The organism is Algoriphagus resistens (genome assembly GCF_001442615.1).
In the GTDB taxonomy this organism is placed as follows: domain Bacteria; phylum Bacteroidota; class Bacteroidia; order Cytophagales; family Cyclobacteriaceae; genus Algoriphagus; species Algoriphagus resistens.
On record NZ_LMXN01000010.1, the window covers coordinates 167,564 to 194,095 of the forward strand.

Genomic DNA, 26,532 nt, shown 5'->3' on the forward strand with positions numbered 1-26,532 from the left:
GATTATTAAAGATCAGAAATGGCTCCTGAAGCGGATGTCCAAGACCAAGTGCTTGCGAAAGCAGCCTTGTCAGCACCTACTGTATTTGCACCGGCAGCCACACTTGTAGCATAGGCAGCAGTTCCGTTTTTGAATACTGCATCAAGTGCAACACCCTCAGCAAGAGTAGCTTCAAGATTCATGAATTTCAATTCGCCGTCAGCGAAAGTGGCAAGCGTCTTGTCTCCGCTTAGAGAAAGATCGCCACGTCCTTCCGTATCAGCAGGATTTGCAAAATTGAAGAAGTAAATGTTTTCGAAAGTACCTCTTGCCCCATCTCTGAAGTCACCTAATTCGGATACATCGTTTCCGATTATCGTACCGTTTTTCAAGGTATGACCTGCATTGAATGAGCCTTCTGGACCGTCAATTTCAAGTGCATGGTCCGTTTCGGCGCCTGCCACTAAAATAAAGTTGTCCATAGTACCTGACCAAGCCTGGTCTGTATCTAACAAGTCATCACCGGCGTTCCAGATGATTGCGTTCTTAACATTCACAGCACCACCGAACCATTCGATTCCATCATCTTGGTTACCGATTACTTCTACGTTTTCGATGATAGTTCCTGATCCTACAGCTCCTAGTGTAAGGCCATTGATTTCATTTCCTTCACCGATGTTGGCACCACCATGGCGGATAGAGATGTATTTGATGATTCCAGAATTGTCCTCATCATCAGATCCTCCATAAAGCCCATTTGTATCGGATGGCGGGATACCTTCGATTTGCGTTTCGGTCACATCCCCTGCCAATGAAGCTTTCGCGTTACCCAATATGAGCAATCCACCCCAAAGTCCGGAAATATCAGACTCAAGATTTGGAGAAGCGATTTCGCCCGGTGCGATTTCGTCGGCCACAGTAGTAAAAATAATAGGGGAGTCAGCTGTTCCCTGTGCATCTAGTTTAGCTCCTCTTGCGATAATCAACGCGGTGGCATTGGATCCAGATCCAACTTCGCCTTTGACAATTACACCAGGCTGAATAGTAAGGGTATTTCCAGAAGTAACTGCAATTCTACCACCAAGGACATACGTTTTGCCCGTTTCCCAAGTAGTATTTGAACTGATGTTGGATTCTACCAAAAGGACATCATCCTCATCCGGATCGACTGGAGTCGGATCTGGGTCGTTGCCATCTACACAGCTGGTGAAGCCAATCACAACCGCCGCAAACATGAATAATAGGTAGTTGAACTTTTTCATTGAGATATTATAATTGATTATGGTTTTGCCCTTTTTGACGTTGCAAATCTGACTCAATTTTTGACCTCAAAAGAATTTTGTGAATTATGCTTTTTTTAACAAAGAGCACCATATTTAATATTGGAATAACAAAAAAGACATAAAAAAAGGCTTCTCTTTCGAAAAGCCTTTTTTTGCAGAAACAGCTGCTATTTCAATGTTATGGATTTGTTAATCGGAACCTTCTCCAGAAGGATTTTCACCAGGTCTCTCGTATTAATACCGTCTGCCTCAGCTTCATAATTGAGGATGATCCGGTGATTTAGTACATCTTCTGCTATTTCCTTGATGTCTTCCGGCAAAACATAATCCCTTCCATCCATAAAGGCAACAGCCTTCGATGCCAAGTTCAAATTGATACTCGCACGGGGAGAAACTCCAAACTGAATGTATTTGGCCTCTTCATTGAGCCCGTAATGCTGCGGGAATCTGGTCGCAAAAACCAGTTCTATAATGTAGTGTTCCAGTGGTTCTGCAATTTTCACGAAATTGATCTGGTCCCGGATCTCAAAGATATCCTGCTTGGAAAGCATCGCATTTACTTCAGAGCTGAAGGACATATTCGCCATCCTGCGCATCACTTCCATTTCGTCGGCCTTGCTTGGATAATCTATATGCACCTTCATCATGAATCTATCCACCTGCGCTTCCGGCAAAGGATAGGTTCCTTCCTGATCTACTGGATTCTGAGTTGCCAACACCAGGAAAGGACGATCAAGCTGATAGGTAGTTTCACCGATGGTAACCTGCTTTTCCTGCATAGCTTCCAACAGTGCAGATTGCACTTTAGCAGGAGATCGGTTCACTTCATCCGCAAGAATCAGATTGGAAAAGATAGGCCCCTTTTTCACTTCGAAATTGGCTGCCTGCTGGTTGTAGATCATGGTACCGATCAGATCCGCAGGAAGTAAATCCGGAGTAAATTGGATTCTGTTGAAATCCAGATGTAAAACTTTTGCCAGCGTATTTACCGTCAAGGTCTTTGCCAACCCAGGTACACCCTCCAAAAGTATGTGTCCATTGGTAAAAAGTCCAATCAATAATCGATTGACCATTCTGTCCTGGCCTACTACTACTTTTCTTACTTCCTGTATTACGTCTGCTATTTTTTCCTGATGCATGGAATTAAATCTTTGAGTGCTGTTAAAGGGAGTCTAAAATAGAGGTTTTTGTCCCAAAGGACAATCTTAAATCTTAGAAGCGGTAAAGCATAGCCAAGAAAGGGAATTTAGGAAATTTTAAGAAGGTTTCCAGCGTTGGTGGTGATAAGGGGAAATGTTGTAAAGATCGACCCTCAATTACGATTTGGCTTATTCAAACCAGTCTTTTTGAATCCAGTCAAGCCCAACCTGTGATAAATCGTCTGCTCATCGATCTGCTGCACTTCCCCTACTTTAAAGCCACTGATTGTTAATTTCTCCATAGACCAGCGGACCAGTCTCAACGTAGGATGGCCTATTGCCGCAGTCATTTTGCGTACCTGTCGGTTTTTGCCTTCTATCAGAGTAAGAGAAATCCATGTATCCGGAATCGAAGCACGGTAGCGAATCGGAGGATCACGGTCAGGAAGGGAGGGAATCGGATCAAGAATTTTGGCGATTGCCGGTTTGGTCTTATAATCACGGCCATCCACATTGATGAGCACGCCCTGTGTCAACTCTTTCAAAGATGCCGCTTCGGGAGAACCCTCCACCTGGGCATAATAGGTACGCTGGTGACCAAAGCGCGGATTTAGCAGGTGATGATTAAGGGATTTGTCATTGGTGATAATCAGAAGCCCCTCTGAGTCCTTATCCAATCTTCCCACTGGATATACATCCTTTGGAAAATCAAAAAGAGAGGCAAGCGTCTGCCCCTCTCCCGAAAATTGACATAAGACCCCAAAGGGCTTGTAAATGATAAAGTAGCTGGCCAAAGTCAGTGAATTAACTTCCGCAACCTACACAGTCTATGCTGGAATCCGTTGGTTTCACACCGTCACGCTCCATTTTCAGGTTGTGGATTTTGTCACGAATTTCCATGTCTGCAAACATATCACCAGTGATTTGCGCCTCCAAAGCTTGGATTTGCTCGTTGTAGTTTTGAATTTGTGCCTCGTTCATAAAAGTTATAGTTGAAGGGTTGAAATGATATCCTAAAATAGCCAACGATCCTGAAAAGTTCCTGACCCTGGCCTCATTATTTTCATCAAAAATGATTCCAACTGAGCAGTAGAAACTTACCTTCAGAAAAACACCCGATAAAAATGCCTAACTCCAACCTAGTGAATCTTCGCCAACACTTGCATCAAAATCCTGAGACTGCGGGAGAAGAATCCGGCACAGCAGCTAAGATTATGGCCTTTTTCACAAAACTTACTCCAGATCAAACCATAGAAAAGCTTGGAGGCAATGGTCTTGCATTTGTTTTCAAAGGCCAAAATCCAGGACCACGGAGTTTGTTTCGCGCTGAGCTGGATGCACTTCCTATTCTTGAAACCGGAGAACCAGGCTATAAAAGCCAGGTAGACGGTAAAGCGCATCTTTGTGGCCATGATGGTCATATGGCGATTATTTGTGGATTGGGGGAGAAACTAGCTGCGGAAAGACCAGAGAAAGGGGAAGTAGTGTTACTTTTCCAGCCTGCAGAGGAAACCGGTGAAGGGGCCAGATGGATCTTGGATGATCCGAAATTTCTTCAAATCAAACCAGATTATGCCTTTGCCCTTCACAATTTGCCTGGTTTTCCACTCAACCAATTGGTCACTAGAAAAGGTACATTTGCCGCTGGAAGTACTGGGCTGACGATTGCCTTAACTGGCAAAACCTCTCATGCAGCACACCCCGATGCGGGGATCAACCCGGCCCAATCGATCGCTGAATTGATTCAAGTCCTCCCGAAGCTACCGGAAAAACTCGAGACTTTTGCCTTGGTAACTGTCGTTCACGCGGAGATCGGAAGTTTGGCTTTCGGAACAAGTGCCGGTAAGGGAAGTTTAAGTCTGACCATCCGGGCTTTCGACCAAAATGAGCTGGAAACCTTAATCGAAATGATTACCAAGGAAGCCAATCGAATAGCTTCGGCTGAAGGGCTAGGCTGTGAGTTCAGATTTGTGGAATCATTCGCCGTTTCTGAAAACCATCTAAAAGCTTCTGAAATCGCCGAGGGAGTAATGAAAAACTCAGGTCTGGACATGATAGAAAAACCGGAACCCTTTCGCTGGTCAGAGGATTTTGGGTTATTCAGTCAAAGCTGCCCAGCCTACCTTTTCGGATTGGGAGCCGGTGAAGATTGTCCGCAACTGCATGAGCCTACCTATGATTTTCCTGATGAACTGATAGAAACAGGAGTAATGATCTTTGAGGGAATTGCAAGAAAAGTAAATGGATGAAATCAAGCATAACGCAAACGTCACATACCGGGATGATTCTAATGATGCGAGATTCTACGTGGCCAATGAAATCAATTATAAACACATTAAAAATTAGCTGATTACCTTCAGTGAAGCTATCCCCATAATTACTTTGCCCATCAGGCCAGAAGACCGATGACGGATTACCAAATCCTATAATGCTTTAGCCTTTACTGGCAGTAAAGTGGATTAACGCTAAGTCCGGCTTCTAGAGAAGCAGCACAACTTTGTGCAGTTGCGAGAGAATTAATAATGCCAAAAAACCGGCTTTCGCCGGCTTTATTGTGAGTTACAAATCTGAATATTCTGCCGGATAGAGCAGCTTTGTGTCGTTTCGGGACACGGTATTGGCATATTCAGGAAGATCTTTCATGCCTGCCCAGTCCGGATCCGATCCGAACTGCTTCCAATGTTCATTTCTGATGTCCATGTTTTCATGGGTAGTCATATATACCAGATTTGGCATATTAGCTCCGGCGATAGTCTCTGCATAGAAGATAGGACTGCAGTTTAACTTTTCGAAAATATCCATTTCCCCTGAGTTGAACATTTTCACTTTCTGCTTATAAAGGCGCTCGGTTGCCCCTTCATAGCTTCTCAGTTCGTAAACTCTGTCCTTCTTGGCATTTGTCAATGTTGACTCTGCAAACTTCGGTTGTCCTGTCATAGCCTGAAGCAGGGAGGTTTCGATTCGTTTGTATGGAGGTTTTGCATGAGAAGCATTGATGTATGCACTTCCTGCGGCCTGATAAGTTTGGTCTTTAGCCAGTTTGGATTCCAAACCCACATATTCATCCAATGACTTAAACGGCACAAATAAATAAACTGCCTTACCTGCATTAGGCTGGGAGTCAATCGGCTTGAAAACCCCTACTTTGGCAATTCCGTGCTTGTGGGCGGCCGGGATAAAAGCATTGGCCAGGTAGTCATCAAGCATTCCCTCCTGCTCGGCATTTTCGATGTGATAGATTCTCAACTCGTAGAAATCCCTCTTTTGAGCCATCAGATTTGCGCTGATAAAAAACGCCACTGCTATGGCACTAAAGAAAATCAGTTTGCTTGCATTCATTTTAGGTTTGGTTTTAGGTTTAATGGTATAATAACTATGAATATACGCAATAATGCCAGTAGAAAATATTCTCCATGCTTTACTAGACGGAGGGCCGAATTGGCCTCTACGCCAGTGCTCTTCAAATCCTACGATGGTTTAATTGCTTTACTGACAGAAAAGCGGATATCCATATGCAGAAACAGCTTGTTTCTGCATATGATAAGATGCTAAGTTTAAAAAAGAAAAGCCGACTTGCGCCGGCTTTTTTTATTATTGGTTAGATTTTGCTTTCTTCATAGGATTACTACCTGTAGATGCACCCCGCGCCGCTCCTGATCCTTTGAATAACTCGAATCTGCTCGGCTGATATTGTCTTGGCCAATAATTACTGGATTCGTCGATATCGGCGGTTTCTCTCTTAGGGTCAAGAATGATTTGGGTGACTTCCTTCTCTTTCACAAATACTTTTGTGACCTGTGATTCATTCTTTCTCCATATTTCTACGGGAATTCTGTCTATCTCAGAAGTACCATCCGCATACTGGAACTCCAAAATAATCGGCATTACCAACCCGCCTACATTCTTGAAAGTAATTTCGTAGAAGTTCAGATCACGGCCCATCAACTCTTTTTCCTTAGGTGAAAGGCTTGCCATAAATTGCTTATAGTTTTCCTCGTCTTCAGGAGTTACGGTAAATGGATTATAGCTGGTATAGAAATCATGCGTTTCGGGGTTGGCCTCCACGACAGTTTCTTTTACATCATTTCTATTGAATTCCTTAGACACATAATCTTCCTCACGGTCAGCTTCGGCCTTCATCGCCTCTTTCTTTTCCGCAGGGGTACGGTTATCCATTTTATAAAGTGCCACATTTTCAATAGCGATATCCACAGGCTCAGTGCCATAGAACCATCCCCTCCAGAACCAATCCAGATCCACGGCAGAAGCATCTTCCATGGTGCGGAACAAATCCTCAGGAGTCGGGTGTTTAAACTTCCATCTTCGGGCGTATTCCTTGAATGCATAATCAAACAACTCTCGTCCCATCACTGTCTCACGCAGGATATTCAGAGCGGTAGCCGGTTTAGCATAAGCATTTGGACCGAATTGAATGATATTTTCAGAGTTTGTCATGATCGGCTCCAGGGTATTTTTGGCACTTCTCATGTAAGGAACAATCTTATGCGCCGGTCCACGGCGGGAAGGGAAATTACGATCCCATTCCTGCTCTGCCATAAACTGCATAAAGGTATTCAAGCCCTCATCCATCCAAGTCCACTGACGCTCGTCAGAGTTTACGATCATAGGAAAAAAATTGTGTCCCACTTCGTGGATAATTACCCCGATCATTCCGTTTTTCACCGCTTCCGAATAAGTTCCGTCAGGATCAGGCCGCCCGTAGTTAAAGCAGATCATCGGATACTCCATACCATTGGCAGCTTCTACAGAAATGGCCGTAGGATAAGGATAATCGAAGGTATGGGAGGAATAGGATTTGAGCGTATGAGCGACCACCCGTGTAGAGTACTGACCATAGAGAGGATTGGCCTCTTTGGCATAATAGGACATTGCCATCACGTCTTTGCCGCCTTGCTTCACAGCCATTGCATCCCAGATGAATTTGCGGGAGGAAGTCCATGCAAAATCCCGGACGTTTTCTGCCTTAAATTTCCAGGTCTTTTTAGCTGTGGATTTTCCTTTTTCAAGTTCGATTGCCTCATCCTGGGTACGGATAACCACTGGAGCATCGTACGTTTTCCTCGCAGTATTCCATCGATTCAATTCCGTAGCGGAAAGAACCTGACTAGCATTCTGCAGTTCTCCGGTGGCTCCGACCATATGGTCTGCCGGCACTGTGATATTCACTTCATAATTTCCAAACACCAAAGCAAACTCACCAGAACCCATGAATTGCTTGTTTTGCCAGCCTTCGAAATCTGAATAGACAGCCATTCTCGGAAACCACTCTGCCATGGTATAGAGGTAATTGCCATCTCCCTCAAAGTACTCATAGCCAGGGCGACCACCAACATACCCTACCCGATCTGTAATATTAAATGACCACTCTACACCAAAGGTGAAGCTTTCCCCAGCTTTAAGCGGAGCTGGCAAGTCTATGCGCATCATGGTTTTATTTACCGTCACTGGCAAGGGGTTGCCTTTGGCATCTTTTACTTCAAGCACTTTATAGCCAAAATCCTCATTTGCCCAGATCAGTCCTTCAAGGTTTCGAAGGGTCATTCTGGAACCAATGGAGCTTTCTGCAGTCTTGGGGGAATCAGAATCTGCCCCACGCTGATTTTCCTCCAACTGTACCCACAGATAAGTAAGTTGATCGGGGGAGTTATTGATATAGGTAACTTTCTCAGAACCTTTGATGGATTGATTGGCATCATCCAGCTCCACATTGATCACATAATTCGCCTGTTGTTGCCAATACATATGGCCCGGTGCGCCTGAGGCAGTTCTATATACGTTTGGAGAACGCAGCATGGGGCCAAGCTGCTCAAAACGCTCTGCGTGATTCTGCTCAGAGTGCTGCGCAAAAGCTGGAAAAACCCCTGTGACTGCCAATGCTGCAAGTGCTAGTAATTTTTTCATCTGTGATATCAGGTTGTTTAATTTTCTAATCTATACTTAGGTTTAACGCTGTTTTTTACCAAAATTTCGTCTCCAGCATCAGCATCAAGGCAACACCAAAGACCATCGAAGAAACCACCAATGTCCATTCCTTTCTACTTACTCCAGCAATACCGACTAAAATGGATGTAATAAGAAGAAATACACCAACTATAATCAGCTGGCCTAATTCTAAGCCCAGATTGAATGCAAGCAACGGCTGCCATATACTTGCCTCTTTGCCCAAAAGGCTTCTCAGATAGGTAGAAAACCCCAATCCATGAATTAACCCGAAGAATAACGCGAAGATATAATTGATAGAAAGTCCCTTGCCGGAAGCAGGTTTTGGACGCAGAATTGTAATGAAAGCGGTGATCGCTATGGTAACAGGAATCAGGAATTCGATTAAATCAGAGTTTACATTGACCACTTTGAAGGTAGCCAAAGCTAAGGTTAAGGAATGGCCAATCGTGAATGCAGTCACTAAAATCACTACCTTACGCCAGTCCCTGGGAATAAAGACCGCACATAGTGCCAAAACGAAAAGAATATGGTCATAACCCTGGATATCGAGGATATGCTGCAGACCTAGACGAAAATATAATTGAAATGAGTTCATAGAAGGGGTGAATTACTTCTAAAGGAAGTAATTTGCGCAATAATACGTTTTAATTAGGAGAAAAGACAGTCAGCACAACACCAAATGCAACAGTATTACATATTATTGCTCAGCCTGGGATGGCTGGTATTTGCACATCCGTTTCACCTCAGTTTGACGGAGATCAGATGGAATAAAGACACTAAGAAACTGGAAATTTCGCAGAAAATTTTTTGGGATGATCTGGAAATCGCCCTGAGTGGATATCACAATGAATCGATTGATTTTTTGAATCCAGCAAACAAAGAAAAACTTCATAAACAAATCCAATCCTATTTGCTGGAGCAAAATACAATCTGGATTGAAGAAAGCGTCGTTCCAATAAATTTCATCGGATACGAAGTGGAAGAAGACGCTGCCTGGTTCTACTTAGAATCTGAACTGGTCAAAAAACCTACTTCTCTCAAGGTTAAAAACTCGTTACTGGTCACAAATTTTCCAGATCAAAAGAATGTAGTTCAATTTTATTTTGAAACAAACGCACCTAAAAGCATAATACTTGGAAAAGGTATGGAGTCAGGCGTTCTTAATAAATAAAAGAACATTTATAGTTTAACCTAAAATTTTAGCAGAAATACATTACTCTTTCAATATTATTTTTTTTAATTGAAAACTGATCTTTCATATTTTTAATATGTTGCTCAATTTTTGAGTAGAAAAACCGAAATAGCACCTTAAAAAGGTCTTTACAGGCGATTCTGACGCAGAGGAAGATTCCTTCAGAATATTATTAGGAAACCAATTTTATCATTACATTAATAGTCAGATTCCTTATAGTAGGGGATCAACAATTTACCCATCTCAAACCTGACAGGTTACACGAACCTGTTAAAATTTTACTAAACTTATGTGTAAACCGATTTACCCAAAATCTCGGGCACTTCCTCCATGGAAAAATTTTCATGGCCTTGTGCTCACACTTGTCCTGCTGATTTTTATGGCAGGAACCTCCTACGCCCAAACTAGAAGTGTAAGCGGCGTAATCAAATCCTCAACCGGCGAGACTATGCCCGGTGTAAATGTTCTGGTTAAAGGTACCACCATTGGTACGGCCTCAGATATTGACGGCAACTTTAGCTTAACCGTCCCCTCTGACGAATCTATCTTAGTTTTCTCGTTTATTGGCTACACCTCCCAAGAGGTGCTGGTAGGTAACGCCAGTGAACTGAACGTTGTCCTGGAGGAGGATCTTTCTTCACTTTCTGAAGTAGTTGTAGTAGGATATGGTACCCAGGAACGGGCCACGGTCACCGGGGCCATCTCTTCAGTGGGATCAGAAGAAATCCGTGCTCTGCCGGTAGCCAGCATAGCCTCAGCTATTCAAGGTAGGGCTGCAGGTGTCAATGTCACCAACACCGGCTCCCCCGGCACCAGTCCTATCGTCAGGATTAGAGGCATAGGCACCGTGGGGGACAATAATCCCTTGTATGTAATTGACGGGATGCCTGCTGGGGGATTAAATGAAATCAATCCTGCAGACATAGAATCCATAGAGGTGCTTAAAGATGCTTCCACAGCTGCCATCTATGGCTCTAGAGGGGCAAACGGTGTGATCTTGGTGACTACCAAAAAAGGAAAAAAAGGAAAACCGCTGGTGACTATGGATGCCTATTATGGCTCACAGCAGGCCTGGAAAACCCTGGATCTACTCAATAGGGACCAATACATAGCGTTTGGTAGGGAGTTATTGGGGAATGCAGGGGATGACCCTCCGGCACGGTTTGACAACCTGGGAGAATTTGCCAATAATGACATAGACTATCAGGATGAGATGTTCCGTACCGCCCCTATCCAGGACTACAACCTGGGAATATCCGGCGGTACTGACAATGTTCTCTACAATTTCTCCCTGGGCTACTTTGCTCAGGAAGGTATCATGAGAGGTACGGATTTCGAGCGGGTATCTATGCGCTCGAATACGGAATACAAAGTTCATGACAGGGTAAAAATCGGGCAGACGCTCACCATTGCCTATTCCAATAGAAACATTGAGCCTTTTTCTGGAGGTAGAAGCCAACTGGAGCATATCGTAAAAGCCGTTCCCTACATACCGGTCCGGGATGCCTCCCGCCCAGGTGGATTCAGGGCCTCCGATAGAGTGGATGGTTCCGATCCCGAGAATCCGGTTCTCAATGCCGAACTAAGAGAAAACAACAGTCAGGAATACAAAATTCTAGGCTCAGCTTATATCAATGTAAATATCCTAAAAGGACTTGATTACAAATTTCTGGTAGGTTTGGATGTGGGAATAGGGGATAATTTTCAATACAGTCCAAGTTTCGATGCAGGGGATTTTAGTGTTTCCCCCTTTGCTACAATCTCCAAGACCAAAACAAATTTTGTGTCTCCGCTTTTCAGCAATCAGCTAACCTATGAGAAAGATTTTGGCAAACACCACATTGATCTTTTGGGTGTAATTGAGAGACAAACTTCCACATTTACAAGCTTAAATGGTTCTGGACAAAACTCGTTGACTAACGATGTCAGAGAACTTCAGGGGGTGGAAAACCAAACCACTACCAGCTCTAAAACGGAATATGCGCTAATATCCTATGTAGGCAGGATCAATTATGATTACGCCCAGAAATACCTGGTAAGTGCCAGCATAAGGAGGGATGGAGGATCAAGGTTTGGCCCTGAAAACAAATGGGGTACTTTCCCTTCCGTATCCTTAGGATGGAGAATAAGCGAAGAGGGATTCATGAAAAGCCTGGCGGCTGTAAGTGATCTTAAACTCCGCGCGAGTTACGGGGAGACCGGAAATGACAGAATCGGGGACTATGCCTATCAGGCTACCATCAATTCCGACTTATTTTACAATTTTGACGATAATCTGCTTACCGGAAGTACCATTACGGCTCTTGCCAACGCAGAATTGAAATGGGAAACTACGATTATGAAAAACCTTGGCTTGGATTTAGGTTTATTCAATGACCAGTTCAATTTATCCCTGGAGCTCTTTGAGAACACCACAGAAGGCATGCTTCTGGGAGTACCAATTCCTCCCTCCTTGGGTTATGATGGTGCACCGGTAGCCAATGTAGGAACTGTAAAAAATACCGGTTTTGAAATAACAGCCGGATACGAACTGCGTAAGAGCGATTTTCAATTGGGAATCAACGGAAACATGGGCTTTGTGACCAATGAATTGACTTCTCTAGGAACGGGAAGCACTATATTTGGGCCAAATTTCCAAGGAGATGCAATGACTCTTACGGAAGAGAATCAGCCGATCGCTTACTTCTATGGATGGGAAGCTGAAGGGATATTCCAGAGTAATGAAGAGGCACAATCTGCCCCAAGGCAAAACCTACCGGATGACCTTAGCGAGTATGATCCTGCTTTACATACCGCAGCAGGCGATATCCGATTTAGAGATATCAACGACGATGGGGTTATCGATGCAAACGACAGAGTTAACTTAGGCCACTACCTCCCTGACTTTACCTATGGCCTGAATGTGGATGCTTCCTACAAGGGATTTGACTTCACCATGTTCTGGCAGGGGGTTTCCGGCAATGAAATCTTCAACAATCTCCGTTACCATACCGAGGGTATGACACGTCTGTTTGGTGCGAGTGACGTAGTCCTTGACCGATGGACCCCTAGCAACACGAATACCGACGTACCGCGTGCAATTTCAGGTGACCCCAATAGAAATGCCAGGGCAAGTTCCAGATTCGTAGAAGATGGCTCTTATCTCCGTTTGAAAAATATATCCCTGGGATATAGTATTCCAAACAGCCTATTACAGACTTGGAGCAAAGGGACGATTTCAAAGCTTAGGATATATGTATCTGCCCAAAACCTGCTGACATTCACAGGGTATTCTGGATATGATCCGGAAATCGGAGTAAGAACGGGTATCAATTCATCCCTAGGTTCAGGGATTGATTACGGGCAGTTCCCCGCAGCGCGTACGATCATGGGAGGAATTCAACTTGCATTTTAATTTATAAAAGGAAAATCATGAAAACAAGATCCACACTTTTGGCAATTATCATGTCTGTTGGGATGATAGCCTGTGATGAGGAGGTATTGAATCCAGTTAATCCCAACCAATTGGGAACTGAGACATTTTACCGTACCGGACCTCAACTTGTAGCGGCAGTTAATGCTGTATATGCCACACTTCAGGGAAACAACTTATATAACAGGGAGTATTTCTTTCTTCACGATCTGCTTTCTGACGATGTAGAAAGCGGAGGAGCACAACTTGAGGCCCCTAGGGCTCAAGTGCTTAATTACGGTTTTGATGGTTCCAATCCTCTCATAGAAGCTAATTGGAGAGGGTGGTACCGACTGATCCACCGCGCCAACCTAGTCATAGAAAACGCCGATAATGCAACCGAAAATATTACCGACGCGCTTCGTTCGAGAATTATAGGGGAAGCCTACTTCTTAAGAGGTTTAGCGTTCTATGAGCTATCCACTTTATGGGGAGGGGTCCCATTGATGCTATCAACAGTTACGGTACCAGAGGGACTTCCAAGAGCTACCCAGGAGCAGTCCTATGCACAGTCTCTAAGTGATCTCAATGAGGCAATCTCCCGGCTTCCACTTAGCTCCACTTATTCTGGCACTGATGTGGGAAGGGCAAGTAAGGGTGCAGCCCAGGCAGTTGCTGCCAAGCTTCTGTTATTTCAAGGTGATTTCGCAGGAGCCAAACCTTACTTGACAGAAATCATCAATTCAAATGAATATTCATTGACTGACCGTTATCTGGATAATTTTGAGGAGGAAAATGAAAACAATTCAGAATCAATCTGGGAAATTCAGTTTTCAGAATCCTTCGGTAACGCAGGTGGATGGAATGCTGATGGTACTGGAATAGCTGAAGTAACCTTTAGAGGTCAAGAGTATGGCCCGAATGCATGGAGAAACCTGATCCCGAACACGGGATTGGTAGCTGAATTTGAAAAACCGTCCACTGGCGCACCTAAAGAAGACCCTAGGCTTAGCTATAATTTCTACAGATTAGGAGATACCTTCAATGCTGGCGCAAGTGTGTTGGATGAGTCTACAGTTCAGGGTGACTTCAGTAAGCCTAGCTGGAGAAAATACCAAACCATCTACAAGAGAGCAAATGAAAATACGCAGTCCGGAATCAACTTCCGCGTGATTAGATATGCCGATGTATTGCTGATGATGGCCGAGGTAGAAAATGAACTCACCGGCCCAGCAGCTGCCTTGCCCTACCTAAATATGACAAGAAACAGGGCTGATGTAAAAATGCCGCCATATCCAACCGCACAATATCCTACGGGCACCAAGGAGCAGACCAGAATCGCTATCCAGCATGAAAGAAGGGTAGAAATGCCTGGGGAACAGGTTAGAAACCGCGATATCCGTAGATGGAGACGATTGGGCTTTTTACAAAGCGAGCCTATTTTCGGCTACCAGTCCAGAAATGACCTGCTTCCTATACCTACTGTGGAGCTGGATAATAATTCGGCATTAAGCAATGCAGATCAGAATCCTGGATATTAATCCATTATCAATTATCAAAGTAAATAGCCGGGCTTCCCCGGCTATTTTTCATTAAAACCGAGATGATTACCAGTCACTCGACTTTGATCACTTCTACCTTCTCGCTAAGACCATTTTCATTGATTGCTTCAATGGTAAAAAAATAAGCCTTGGTGCGGTCCATTGTTTTGAGCCAATATTCGTTATTGCCCAACACCATAATACTGGTATAGAGTTTATCCGGTGCGGTACCATAATATATAGTGTAAGCATAGGCATTGTCAATCGGTTTCCATTTGAGAAAAGCACTTCGTTTGTCTTTTTCTGTTCGCAGTACCACAAAATCCTTTACTTTTTCAGGAACATCCCCATTTCCATTTCCAAAAACCCTTAAGCCACTAAGTGCAAATTTTCCTGTAGGCATATGCACATTCTCCAGCTTGATAAACCTGGCCTGAACAGGCTCAGCCAATTCTACATAATCATGGGGAACATCAGTTAGGTTAGAACTTTTATCCACCAAAACTTTCCATTTTTTGCCATCAAGAGAGTAATGCAGCATGTATTGATGGTATTGATCGGTTCTTTTACCCAGACGATCTGATGCGACATCCTGGTCTGCGTAGTTGATCTGTATGGCATTGATTGTACTTATTCTTCCCAGATCTGTTTGAATCCATTCCCCTTTCTCATCACTTTCAGCACTCCAGTATGTTTTAAGATCCTCATCATTGGCTTTATTGGCTGTGTAATTTCCTAAAGTAGATGACACAGAGACAGGTTTGTCATAATTAAGCAGCATCCATCCAGTGAATTTGCCGGGAGTAGCTGAGCTGGGAAGAAAATGCGGATAATCGCCGTATGCCAGATTTGCCCACATCACATCATCCTTGTCAAAGCCGGCAGGCCATATTCCCAACCTTCTTTCAAAGGTGTTTTTAACCGATATCATGATGGTGCTTACATGCCAGTAGTTTTGCTGATTATCCTGAAAGGTCGCCCCATGTCCCGCACCTCTTGCAAAACCACCAAGTTTGATACTCAACGGATCAGACTGAGGGGTAAATGGGCCTAGCGGAGAGTCCCCCACAACAACCCCGTCAGCATAGCCACTGAATTCCGTTCCCGGCGCTCCATATTGCAGGTAGTATTTGCCATTATGTTTGGTCATATGAGCTCCTTCCATAAACGGATCCAGGAATGTATTATCCATATGCTCCCCAAACCTTTGCCATCCAAAGCGCTCTGGTTCGAGTAGATACATTTCCTTTCTTGTGCCAATGGGATCCAGTGTTTTGCTATCCAACTCTATCCCGTAGAGCGGATACTTATTAGAGCTTCCATTATACATATACAACCGTCCATCTGTATCGGTAAAAAAATCCGGATCCCAGCCCCCGATTTCAAACTTCTCCACCAAAGGCTTCCATTTATTTCCAATCGGGTCAGTGCTCATCCAGACCGTAAAGTCTTTTTCATAAGTTGAACCCATTACGATCAGCGTATCTCCCATAACACCTACTGCTGGAGCACACAATTCATCATAGACTTTATTCCAGGGACGAAGGAAAAGTCTTTCATGAAAAGTCCAGTTGAGCAGATCATTGCTGCTCCAATATCCCCACTGGTTGGTGCTAAAAAGTAAATAATCGCCTTTGTAATTTACAATTACTGGGTCTGCGGTAGCCCGGTGTCTGCCCCATTCGCTGAAGTTCGGGATCGGTGTATAGCCATAGTCGATGTTTATGGGGTTGCAGTAGGTAGTCTGTTGCGCATAAAGCGTAAAATTCACTTGAAACAGCACAAAAAACAGTAAGACGGATCGGTTCATAATGGGCATATTAAGTAATTAAAGTTACAGAACTAACCTAATTCCCCTTAAAAACGAAGGAAGATTGTGCTGAGTTAATCTCCTACATTATCATTTTGATCTTACAAAAAAATACCTTAGTTTAAAAAGACCAATTTAGACTCAATCTCTATGAAGAACATAAAAACCTTGTTTGCATTAATTGTTTCAGTGTTATTTCTCCAACCGCTTGTTGCAGGTTCCATGCTTGAAAAACCCATCGATGCGTGTCAAATGGGAACTCCTTTTTATCAATCTTTTACTTCTAATGAAGATGGCAATGTAACTTTGACTATTGAAGGCACTTATGATGCCTCCGCCCAGACAGTAGATGTCAATTACTTGTTCCTGTATAAAAACGGAGCCGTTGTGGCTCACTCTTCTAGTTCTGTATACGCAGAGTTCCCCGGAGGGAATTTGCTTCTTGGAGCAACCGTTTGTGAATTTCAAAATTGCTATAGTTTTGGAATAGCTGCGTCTTAATCATATTCAAAAGAAACCTATCCTGAATAAAATTGTCATTTTATTAAAACAATTTGTATTGGATTAGTTCTAAAAACTAATCGTATTCCATTCGTAATTTTTCTAAAAAAATCCCAACTTTTCCCCTTGACTGTTTCTAAATATAAAAGCTATGTTTTATTGCAAGCCTATTTTTAACTCTTTGTGCAAAAGCCAACAACCGTTTATCTTTTTTAAAAGCAAGATTTTAGAAATCTCTATTTTTCCACAAACCTTTGAATCCGACGAAAACTTAAGAATATCCTGAAAATGGCTTTTTTTAATATCTTTGAAAGCAATGGTCATATGGGGATGATAATTTCTGTCACTCAGCTCATCCACAAGATTCAATTCCCTCTTGCAAAAAGTTTTCAGGTCTTTCTGAAAATCATATAGATCCTGTCCGGCATCCACACCTAAATAGATCACTCTATCCCCAAATGTCTTCACTCCTGCTACAGTCATAGCCATAGGCTCATAACCTCCAATAAATTTGCTCAGTTTCTCAATCAGCTTATCCTCCTTCGCCTCATTGTAGATGAAAGGCATTTTCACAGTAATATGTGCCGGTGATTTTAATGCATATTTGGCCTGGTAGCGATCCCGGATTTCCAATTTTAGCCCGGTCACACGCTCTTGAAAATCCCCTTCGGGTACAATCGCCAAAAAATACTTTTGCATTACTTTCATATGATTATATTTTGTCTTTTAAAGGCCATATGGAATCTCGCATGCATTATAATCATCCCAGTGTGTGAGGCTCTGCCTCATGCTCGATTTCATCAAGCTAAATTACCTTGAAAAGGATTTCAATAGGTAAATACAAAAAAAACATTCGATAAACTGGATCAAAGCTTTAAATTAAGGGAATAAACACCAAACAGCTATGAAGCATTTTTATAAGGCCATGATCGGCCTTGATCTGACTGAGATGGATGATATCCTGATCAAAAAAACGATTGTATACCTGAAGTTCCTTGGAATAGATAAATGTTACTTTGTCCATGTGGCCAAGAACCTGGCTATACCTGATGAAGTTCTTAAAAATCACCCAGAGCTATTGGCTCCAGGAGATGAATCAATTGAAGCATTGATCAAGGCCAAACTTGATGAGTTTGATTTTCCTGATAGTATGGAAATTGAAGTTTTTGCCGAAGAAGGACCCCATCCTCTTGATACGCTTCTTCGATGGGCTAAGATCAAGAATGTGGATCTTATCATCATGGGTAGGAAAGAAGAACTTGAGGGGAGTGGATCTCTTGCGAAAGGAGTCGCAAAAAAAGCCCCTTGCTCTGTTTTACTGTTGCAGGAGAAAAGACCGCCGGGATTGCCTAAGAAAATAATGATTCCTTCAGACTTCTCTGACCATACAGAGTTGATCTATGATTTTGGAGAGCGAATCTCAGAGGAACTGGGAGCGGAACTTATTCCTGTCCACTTATACCAAGTGCCCCATGGATACTCTAAGACAGGGAAAACTTTTGAGGAATTTGCAGAAATCATGAAGGAAAACGCCCGGGAGGACTTCAATCGCTTTATCCAAAAATTCAACCATAAGAATCTGGATTGTCGATTTGTCCTCAACGATGGTGAGGGACAGGGAAAAGCCTTACTCGAAGAAGCACAGAAAATAGGAGCAGATATGATTTTGCTGGGATCCCGCGGTAAAACAAAATCAGCAGCAATTCTTCTTGGAAGTGTCGCTGAAAAATTAGTCATGGTAAATAATGTTTTACCTATGCTGATCTTCAAGAAAAAGGGTGAAACTATGGGATTCTTTGAAGCGCTGTTTAAAATTTAGCCGATTCTTATCCTGAAGGGACATTTTACCTATTCAGTACACGGTTTCTCTGGTTAAAAGGGAAACCGTCTTCATTTCTCGGGCTGAATTAAGAAAAGAATCACCCAGGCTGATTACTTTTGCACTCATTAATCAGCAGAAACGCCGACAGGGCAACGCATGAGTTTTATTTCAAATATATTTTTGACCTCCGAAGACCCCAACTCTTTGGGGGCCAAATTCAGACATCAACGACTAAAAGATTTCGAGGATTTATTCTTTCTGAATTATTCTGAAAATGACCCGGTCCGAATCTTGGACGTAGGGGGAGCTTCTTATTTCTGGGATAAGAGCAGGCTGCTCTCTCTTCCTAATATCGAAATTGTATTACTCAATCTCAACAAGCAGAAATCCAACCATCCTAAAATCAACGCTGTAGCCGGAGATGCTACAAACATGCCTGAATTCGGGGAAAACAGCTTTGATCTTGTTTTTTCCAATTCAGTCATTGAGCATTTATATACCTGGGAAAACCAGAAAAAAATGGCAAACGAGATTATGCGTGTGGGAAAAAAGCATTTCATCCAAACACCAAACCGGTATTTTCCAATAGAAGCCCATTACGCGATTCCCTTTGCACAGTACTTACCGCATAACTTCGTATACTTCCTGCTTACCAAAACCAAGCTCAGCAGATTTCAAAAATGGAATCCTCAAGACGCCCGGCAGTATCTCACTGAGATCAAGCTATTGAACCGACATCAGATGCAGCAGCTATTTCCTGACTCCAAGCTGTATCTGGAGAAATTTATGGGGATGATCAAATCAATCTCCGCCCACAATCTTTCTTAATCCGCAAACTGAAGCCGGACCAAGTTGGCATAAAACCCATCGGCTCTTTCGAGAAGATCCAAATGATTGCCTTGCTCCACTATTTCCCCATCACTGAGCACATATATTCTATCCACTTTGCGGATAGTCGCCAATCGATGGGCAATAATGATGGTGGTCCTGCCTTTCATCAGCTCATCCAAGGCCTCTTGTACCAAAAATTCCGATTCAGCGTCCAATGAAGATGTTGCTTCGTCCAAAATCAAAATTGATGGGTCTTTCAGGATGGCACGTGCAATTGCCACCCGCTGGCGTTGACCACCCGAAAGCTTCACCCCCCGCTCCCCTACCAAGGTATCCAACCCTTCGGGAAATTGGGAAATAAATTGCCACGCATTAGCTTTTTTCGATGCCAGAATAATTTCTTCTTCAGATGCTCCTGGCTTGGCATAAGCAATATTCTCACGAATAGATCCCCCAAAAAGCAGGACTTCCTGAGGCACCATACCTACATGCGAACGAAGACTTTGCAAATCCCATTCGTGAAGCTGGCGGTCATCCACTTGGATTGACCCTTGCTGCACATCATAGAATCGCATTAAGAGTTGTATGATCGTAGATTTCCCAGCTCCGGAGTGGCCTGCCAAAGCGACTTTTTCCCCAGGGTTTACATGGAAAGTAAGCGATTTCAGCACTTCCATTTCAGGACGGGTCGGATAATGGAACCCAACCTGATCGAAGGTAATTTTCCCCTGGAAATTAGCTGCTTTGGTTCCTGAGACAGGCTCCGGCTCCTCGTCCAATATTTCCAACACCCGCTCGGAAGAACCGATTGCTTTTTGCACCTGACCGTAAATATCCCCAAGCCCGGCTATAGATCCACCGATAAATGTGGTGTACAAGACAAAAGAAACAAGCTCACCTACGCTCATTTCACCAGAGCTCACCAGGCTTGCGCCGTACCACATAACCGCTACGATTCCACCAAACAGGGCAAAAATGATAAATGAAATAAATGCCCCCCGGTATTTGGCTGCTCGTAAAGCCACCCCCACTACGCTGTTCAATCCACTTCCATATCTGGCAGATTCGAACGCTTCGCCTACAAATGATTTAACTGTGCTGATGGATTGCAGCGTCTCCTCCACTATCACATTCGCCGCTGCAAGTTCATCTTGGGTACTTTTGGAAAGTTTTCGGATAAATTTCCCAAAAACCATTGCGATCACTACCAATACCGGAAAAGTAGCCAACATGAATAAGGTCAACTTTGGTGTATTGACCATCAGGAAAATCACACCTGCAACTAGCGTAACAACCTGCCGGAAAAGCTCAGCAAGCGTAACTGAAAACGTATCCTGGAGCATGCTCACGTCTGAGGTGATTCTGCTGATCAATTCCCCGGTTCTACGCTTATCAAAAAAAGTCATCGGCAAGCGTACCATTCTGGCATACAAAGCCAACCGGATATCCCGCATGGACCGTTCCGAGACCAATGCAAAAAGCCAGACCCTGAAAAAGGAGAAAATGCTTTGAACCGCCAGTATCCCAACCAAAATCAGCGCGATTGAATTGATATCACTTACGATCCAATCTGTTCCCTGTGCAGTATCGATAAGCTTACCTGCTACAAAAGGAAACGTAAGCAGCGTAAGTGAGGAAAAAACAAGGAAAACCAATCCTAAAAAGAAGGCTCCTTTATACGGCATCAAAAATTGAAAAATGCCTCCCAGTTTGCTTAAATTCTGCTTATTCAACTTCCTCTTTTCACTCTCGTCCAAAGCAGTTCCTCTTTTCTTAGCCATTCGTAGATTTTGGTATTGAGGGGACAAACTTAAGGCTTTTTTGCAAGGATTTATTCTGTCTGAGCGAAAGGTTTGCTGCACAAGGCTTTCAAAACTACCGAGACTAGGCATCTTCCTCAAATCATCGCCACAGCCTACTGGCTCAATAACAAGACATCCCTGATATCACGGGTTTCATTCACAGGCGAAATCACCGCAACCAATCAATCAGAATCCACACGGGATCACTTCCACTGGCAGCTTAGAGGATTTCATACCAACTTAACGGGTATAAATCCTACACACAGGTCATTACTTTAGCTACTTACTTTTAACAATCCCATCCTAGAATGAATCGCGTCAACCCTTCCTTTCAAAAAGCCTTCGAACTTTATCAGTTTTCCGGAGAAGTGGCAGAATCCGGTAAAAACATGGAAACCCGGGTCTCAGGCGGGGGCGGCGGGGGCTCTACCTATCGCGGATCTGGATACGCTGCCCCCGTAAGTATTACTTCACAAACAGTAATCCACGATCAGCTGTTTCTGGTAAACCCAGAGGGGAAAGAAAAATCATTTCAGCTTCAGGACTTCAACCTGGCATGTAGGAAAGGCAATCAGGTTACCATCCGTTGGTACATCCGCGAAGGAAAGAACCAGGGGCCATACTTCGGGGTCTATAATCACTCTACGGGTCAGAATTACATTTCCCATAAAGAGACTAAACGAATGTTTTTAAATCCCCTGATAGTAATCGCACTTGTTCTAGTGGGAATATTTTTCATTTTTCAGGCAAACTCTTTAAGCCTGTTGATTACCGCAGGCATTGCTTTCCTTATTTGGAAAATCCTCAGCACCTCCAAAAAAGAACGGGAAGAATTCCTGAAGAACCTGGCTGAGCAGTGAGGAAAGATGCTACTATCTGCCCATTTGCGCATCAACCAACTCACGCTTGAGCTTGCGCTCGCGATCAAGCATATTCTTTCGGTGGTTGTCAAATTCTTCCTGTATTTCTGCCAAATCTTTTTGTGCCTTTTTGATTTTTTTGAAGCTGGTGAAATACTGAAATGAAAAAACTGCAAGTGCCCCTGCCAAGGCAGCGACTAAAATCCACATCATAGAAGAATAGACTGTTTTGTGAATTCCCATTCCCAAAAAAGAAAAATTATCTTTTTCGGCGATGGCCTCCTGCTTTTCAGTTTCTGCCAGGGCCAACGTACTATTTAAATTTTTAATAGAATCTTTTTCGCTCACTATCAAAAGCTTGAGATCACCTACTTCAGCTCGCATCGTACGCATTGAGTCCAGAATATTGGACTTAAGCTGATCTAAATTAGTACGTTTTACTACTTTATACTCCTGAAAATTATTCGATACACTGTAGATGTATTCAAACTGACTATCGATCGTTCCAGATTTAAGTGATCCTTTATCATCAGTACTTGCTTGGGCAAAAGAGAAAGAAGGAACAGCTGTCAAACAAATTAAAATTAGCAACAGGGGCAATACGCTCTTCATTGGGGAATTAATTTACAAATTAGGGTGAAAGGAATCGGCTTCCAATAAACATGCCTTGGATACAATATATCCCCTTTTTTTCAAAAGAGATAAAAGACAACCCCCTAATATTTTTTGTTATATATTGATTTTCAGAGAATTATACCTTAAATTAATTAAGATTTTTTAAGATAATTTTTTTCCTATGGCTAAAACCGTAAAAATCTGGCTGGTTCTTTTGCCGATAATTCTGATTATCGGGGTGGTGCTCTACATGCAATCCTATAACAATCAGAAAGAGCTGGAAAACCAACTCATCCGCAGCATAGAGGCGTCGAAAAATGATATAGTCCGGGCACTTTCAGACTATTATACGCGGGTAGAGGCACATTTTGTCCGGCAAGGATCTGCCAAATCAGCCATCTCCCGTCCCAATGGCCGCACTAGATCAGAAGCTGAAAAACTCGACAGTATCATCAGGACTAACTTCCACTACTCCAATCCCAGATTAGTAAACCCCTCTTCAGCATTTGACAAATCCCTGAACTTCAAAAATGGCCTTATCCTAAAAAAAGGATTGGTTATCCACATTGACAATCTGTATACGGACTATAATTTGGAGGAATTTAAAAAGGCTTTTCACATTGCAGAAGGCTCCTCTAAAGATCCCGCCAACTCCTTGATTGTTGATCTGGAAATCCCCGTCTCAGAGCTTTTGCGCAAGCAGGAAAGCAACAAAATATTTGAGCACTTCTTCATAACTTTTAAAGACGGTACGGTCCTCTACCCTCCCGGGGATGCCGGAATTAAATTGTTTTTGCCAACCGATATAGAAATCGACAGTTTGGGGGTTATTGATTCCGGTACCGATGTGATCCGGCTCAACTATTCCTCAAATCAGTCCAGAGCATATGTATCTCCTATCCCTATGGAAAATCAGCAGCTTTATGCCGTAGGGGTATTATCAGAAGACACCTACCAGAAAGTAGGGATGCGACTGGATTTTAGCCGGTTGAGCATGTTGATTCTATTTCTTCTCACCCTGATCGTGTTGATCCCAATCCTTGGTGTTATGAACCTTTCCCGGGGAGATAACCTCACCCAAAATAAAGTGACACAGGCTGGTATCTCCCTGCTTTGCCTCAGCATCATAATCGGCTACTCCCTCTCGCAGTTTAGAAATAAACCCAATCCCGTGGAGGAGCAAACTACCTTAGTCAATGAATTAGAAATTGGCTTAAAGACCTCTCTGGAACACTATAAGGACGCTTTGGAATCAGGAAGTACCTTTGGGCAACTCGAAAAGATTGCAATAGATTTCAATGAGCTGATCGCTTTTAAACCGAACGGTTATGCAGAAAAAATCTATTTCAGAAATACCCCTGACGGACCAAAACTTATTGACTTTGGGCATGACACCTCGGCGATTGACTTAAGTCAGCGAGCATATTATTCCATATTTAAGGAAGAAAAGTACAAAACGGCTACCTTTTTAGACTCGCATTATAGCAGAACAGACGGACAATTGGAATCGGTAATCTCCAAGAACTTTGACGCATCCAAAGAAACAGGTCAATCCGAGATAAAAGCGATCACATTCAAGCTGAAAGTCAATCCGGACTATAGCAACCACTACCGGTTTCTTGTCCTAAAGGAAAATGGAAAGATATTACTGAAGAGCAACAAAATCTCTTCGCCTATCGCGCAGATTCAAGAAGGAATAAATCGTGAAAAGTGGGGAGAAATCAGCTCCTTGATGCAAAATAACTCCAGCTCCAAGTCTCGGATCCTGACTTCACTATATTTAAATGGAAATTTCTACACCGGCGTTCTTAAAAGAATAGATACCGATGATTTCGATGAAAGAGTGTGGCTACTCTTCCTGGTCAATGAAAACATCAGTCATTCATTTGCCTCTCTCAGCTCAGCAGAGTCCATCTCCTTATTGAGTATCTATTTCCTTAGCTTATTGCTTAGTCTGTTGATTCAAAAATACTCTCGAAGACCACTGGATAAGCAAGGGACTAAGGCCTTTTTGTATTCCTGGCTGGAACCAAGTGCCACCAATCTCCCCCGACTCAATTACCTTATTGTTGCTTACTTTTTTTACGCAATCGGTTTGGTGATCACCTACTATCGCGCTGATATCACCCACATCGATATGCTCCTGTTGCTGGTCTATTCCGGTTTCCTGATTTCATTTGTCAACTTATCCACATCGATCACCGCAACTACATTCGATGATTTTGCCGAATTCAAAATACAGCGATATTCCATGAGATCTGTCATTTTGGGAGGGATCAACGTAGTGCTGTTGGTAGCCATTGTACGCTGGAATTGGCAGCTTATTAAACCTGCTCTCTTTCTCACACTTCTGGCTTGTAGCATTGTGGCTATCTGGTTTTTGATAATCAAACCCAAAGCCCGGCCCACAAGCCAGCCTAAAAGCATTACAATCCCTGCATTTTTAGGTTTCTGGTTTCTTATCATTGGCTTTTTACCTGGGTATTTTCTCCAATCAAAAACCCAACTCTATGAGCAAGCCCTTTGGAATGCCGCTGCACCTGAGCTTGTGCAGGAACAATGTGCCGACCCTGATTCATTCTATAGCCACTATGAATTAAAAAGAAGGGAACTACTTACCTGGATAGCGGATCCTTTTGATCAAAAAATCAAAAATTTCATCGCTCCAAATCAATGTGTTTTCAAAATGGCAATGGAAAAAGGAAGTCTAGCCAGTCCAAGTGGCTCAGCCATCTTATTCAATGCATTGTTAGTGCTCACGATGTTGGTACTATTTATACTTTTTGCAAACCTCATCCAAAACATCATTTTCTACCCCTTTTTACCTTTGCAGAGAAAGAGAATAGATTTTTCAAAACCCAAGTTGTTTCTGTGCTGTCCCCAGGCAGGAACAGTAGTCAAAATGCTTCAGGATAGGCTAAAAGATGCACACATCGAGACCATAAACTTAGTAGAGGCGGATATAGCAAAGCGGGATCCCATACCCTATAATACATCCATTGTCCATATTGAAAATATTCACTGCCAGAAGAACCCACTTGAAATCATCCCATTACTAAACAGACTTAGCGATAAAAATAAATCGATAATTATCAGTTCAGGCAGAAGCTGGGATGAGTTATTTTCCAGAATCAATGAGCTAGACGATCAGGTGATATTTGCTGAGACTTTTACCGGGTTTGATTTCCATGTGATCCCTATCAATCTTCAAAATTTCAAAGCAGAGCCCAACAGTAAAAAGCATGCCCTCCTGCATCAAGCCGAAAACGAAGAAAAAATGCAGCTCAAAATTGCCCAGTTTGCAGATATTTGGTCAGAATTGAATTTTCAGGAAAAACTCGTCTGCTATTCATTTTCGATGGAGCGGTTTCTGAATAAATCACGTAAGCATGCCATATATGAACTGATCCGAAAAGGCATACTCATCACAGTAAAAGATCCTTCCGGACAACCAAGGCTGGCACCAGAAAATTCTCAGGAGGCCAAGGAGATACACAAGGGCTTAGTATGGCAGAAGTATGAGTTTTTCAGCAGATTGTTTCAGACTTATATACTTGCCCATGTGAGCAAGGAGGAGATTAAAACATTCCTGGAATTTGAACGGAAGAACGGAAATTCCAGCATGATCCAAGTCTCTGCAATAAGCTTTGTTTTGATCTGCTTCGGACTGATCAGCATATTTGACAGGACTTTTTTAAATGAAGTCTATGCTTACCTAACGGGTACCTTGGGATTGTTGGGCAGCCTGTATGCCATGTTGAACCGCGGCTTTTCTGGATTTAGATTGGAAAAAAAATGAGGC

At 43.0% G+C, this 26,532-nt stretch carries 20 protein-coding genes; 9 read left to right on the forward strand and 11 right to left on the reverse strand.

The features are described from left to right. Positions 1 to 5 precede the first annotated feature (5 nt). The 4 genes from AS141_RS17360 to AS141_RS26900 form a co-directional block, all read right to left on the reverse strand. Positions 6 to 1,241: a hypothetical protein gene (locus tag AS141_RS17360; RefSeq protein ID WP_057939000.1), complete on the reverse strand. Its 1,236-nt coding sequence runs from the start codon at positions 1,239 to 1,241 to the stop codon at positions 6 to 8. A 188-nt stretch (positions 1,242 to 1,429) separates the two neighbouring features. Further along, positions 1,430 to 2,401 (reverse strand): AAA family ATPase, encoded by a 972-nt coding sequence (locus AS141_RS17365; protein ID WP_057938952.1) that lies wholly within the window; start codon positions 2,399 to 2,401, stop codon positions 1,430 to 1,432. A 173-nt stretch (positions 2,402 to 2,574) separates the two neighbouring features. After that, positions 2,575 to 3,195 (reverse strand): pseudouridine synthase, encoded by a 621-nt coding sequence (locus tag AS141_RS17370; protein WP_057938953.1) that lies wholly within the window; start codon positions 3,193 to 3,195, stop codon positions 2,575 to 2,577. A gap of 10 nt (positions 3,196 to 3,205) precedes the next feature. After that, positions 3,206 to 3,382: a hypothetical protein gene (locus AS141_RS26900; protein WP_198293572.1), complete on the reverse strand. Its 177-nt coding sequence runs from the start codon at positions 3,380 to 3,382 to the stop codon at positions 3,206 to 3,208. 143 nt (positions 3,383 to 3,525) lie between these two features. On the opposite strand from AS141_RS26900, the gene AS141_RS17375 reads away from it, so the two are divergent. Then, on the forward strand, positions 3,526 to 4,650 hold the full coding sequence (locus AS141_RS17375) for an amidohydrolase (RefSeq protein ID WP_057938954.1): 1,125 nt from the start codon (positions 3,526 to 3,528) through the stop codon (positions 4,648 to 4,650). A 310-nt stretch (positions 4,651 to 4,960) separates the two neighbouring features. Here the strand turns inward: AS141_RS17375 and AS141_RS17380 are convergent, their stop codons facing one another. The 3 genes from AS141_RS17380 to AS141_RS17390 all read right to left on the reverse strand — a co-directional run bounded on the left by AS141_RS17380 (position 4,961) and on the right by AS141_RS17390 (position 8,960). Then, positions 4,961 to 5,740 (reverse strand): NIPSNAP family protein, encoded by a 780-nt coding sequence (locus AS141_RS17380; RefSeq protein ID WP_057938955.1) that lies wholly within the window; start codon positions 5,738 to 5,740, stop codon positions 4,961 to 4,963. 252 nt (positions 5,741 to 5,992) lie between these two features. Beyond that, on the reverse strand, positions 5,993 to 8,323 hold the full coding sequence (locus AS141_RS17385) for a M1 family metallopeptidase (RefSeq protein WP_057938956.1): 2,331 nt from the start codon (positions 8,321 to 8,323) through the stop codon (positions 5,993 to 5,995). Between the two features lie 55 nt (positions 8,324 to 8,378). After that, positions 8,379 to 8,960: a HupE/UreJ family protein gene (locus AS141_RS17390; protein ID WP_057938957.1), complete on the reverse strand. Its 582-nt coding sequence runs from the start codon at positions 8,958 to 8,960 to the stop codon at positions 8,379 to 8,381. Between the two features lie 84 nt (positions 8,961 to 9,044). Between AS141_RS17390 and AS141_RS17395 the strand changes: the two genes are divergently transcribed. From AS141_RS17395 to AS141_RS17405, 3 genes are all read left to right on the forward strand, one after another. Next, positions 9,045 to 9,536, forward strand: coding sequence for a DUF6702 family protein (locus AS141_RS17395; protein ID WP_057938958.1), 492 nt, complete (start codon positions 9,045 to 9,047; stop codon positions 9,534 to 9,536). Between the two features lie 310 nt (positions 9,537 to 9,846). Next, entirely contained in the window at positions 9,847 to 12,951 is a 3,105-nt protein-coding gene (locus AS141_RS17400) for a SusC/RagA family TonB-linked outer membrane protein (RefSeq protein WP_082632350.1), read from the forward strand. 17 nt (positions 12,952 to 12,968) lie between these two features. After that, positions 12,969 to 14,489 carry a RagB/SusD family nutrient uptake outer membrane protein gene (locus AS141_RS17405; RefSeq protein ID WP_057938959.1) on the forward strand — a complete coding sequence of 507 codons (1,521 nt, stop codon included), beginning with the start codon at positions 12,969 to 12,971 and terminating at the stop codon, positions 14,487 to 14,489. Positions 14,490 to 14,562: 73 nt separating this feature from the next. Here the strand turns inward: AS141_RS17405 and AS141_RS17410 are convergent, their stop codons facing one another. Further along, positions 14,563 to 16,299 carry a family 43 glycosylhydrolase gene (locus AS141_RS17410; RefSeq protein WP_057938960.1) on the reverse strand — a complete coding sequence of 579 codons (1,737 nt, stop codon included), beginning with the start codon at positions 16,297 to 16,299 and terminating at the stop codon, positions 14,563 to 14,565. A gap of 150 nt (positions 16,300 to 16,449) precedes the next feature. On the opposite strand from AS141_RS17410, the gene AS141_RS17415 reads away from it, so the two are divergent. Next, positions 16,450 to 16,800 carry a hypothetical protein gene (locus AS141_RS17415; RefSeq protein ID WP_057938961.1) on the forward strand — a complete coding sequence of 117 codons (351 nt, stop codon included), beginning with the start codon at positions 16,450 to 16,452 and terminating at the stop codon, positions 16,798 to 16,800. A 156-nt stretch (positions 16,801 to 16,956) separates the two neighbouring features. On the opposite strand, the gene AS141_RS17420 is transcribed toward AS141_RS17415, so the two are convergent. Continuing rightward, positions 16,957 to 17,508, reverse strand: a complete 552-nt coding sequence (locus AS141_RS17420; protein WP_057938962.1) for a 2'-5' RNA ligase family protein — start codon at positions 17,506 to 17,508, stop codon at positions 16,957 to 16,959. Positions 17,509 to 17,704: 196 nt separating this feature from the next. Between AS141_RS17420 and AS141_RS17425 the strand changes: the two genes are divergently transcribed. Further along, on the forward strand, positions 17,705 to 18,619 hold the full coding sequence (locus AS141_RS17425; protein ID WP_057938963.1) for a universal stress protein: 915 nt from the start codon (positions 17,705 to 17,707) through the stop codon (positions 18,617 to 18,619). A 159-nt stretch (positions 18,620 to 18,778) separates the two neighbouring features. Beyond that, positions 18,779 to 19,450: a methyltransferase domain-containing protein gene (locus tag AS141_RS17430; RefSeq protein WP_057938964.1), complete on the forward strand. Its 672-nt coding sequence runs from the start codon at positions 18,779 to 18,781 to the stop codon at positions 19,448 to 19,450. Here AS141_RS17430 and AS141_RS17435 read toward each other — a convergent pair. Then, positions 19,447 to 21,234 (reverse strand): ABC transporter ATP-binding protein, encoded by a 1,788-nt coding sequence (locus tag AS141_RS17435; RefSeq protein ID WP_057939002.1) that lies wholly within the window; start codon positions 21,232 to 21,234, stop codon positions 19,447 to 19,449. The two genes, AS141_RS17430 and AS141_RS17435, sit on opposite strands and share 4 nt — an antisense overlap. A gap of 329 nt (positions 21,235 to 21,563) precedes the next feature. Between AS141_RS17435 and AS141_RS17440 the strand changes: the two genes are divergently transcribed. Continuing rightward, the gene (locus AS141_RS17440; protein WP_057938965.1) at positions 21,564 to 22,115 is read left to right on the forward strand and encodes a hypothetical protein; all 552 of its coding nucleotides are present in this window, start codon (positions 21,564 to 21,566) and stop codon (positions 22,113 to 22,115) included. A gap of 12 nt (positions 22,116 to 22,127) precedes the next feature. Here the strand turns inward: AS141_RS17440 and AS141_RS17445 are convergent, their stop codons facing one another. Further along, positions 22,128 to 22,727 carry a hypothetical protein gene (locus tag AS141_RS17445; protein WP_087149439.1) on the reverse strand — a complete coding sequence of 200 codons (600 nt, stop codon included), beginning with the start codon at positions 22,725 to 22,727 and terminating at the stop codon, positions 22,128 to 22,130. 184 nt (positions 22,728 to 22,911) lie between these two features. Between AS141_RS17445 and AS141_RS17450 the strand changes: the two genes are divergently transcribed. After that, positions 22,912 to 26,529, forward strand: coding sequence for a hypothetical protein (locus tag AS141_RS17450; RefSeq protein ID WP_057938966.1), 3,618 nt, complete (start codon positions 22,912 to 22,914; stop codon positions 26,527 to 26,529). The last annotated feature ends 3 nt before the right edge of the window (positions 26,530 to 26,532 follow it).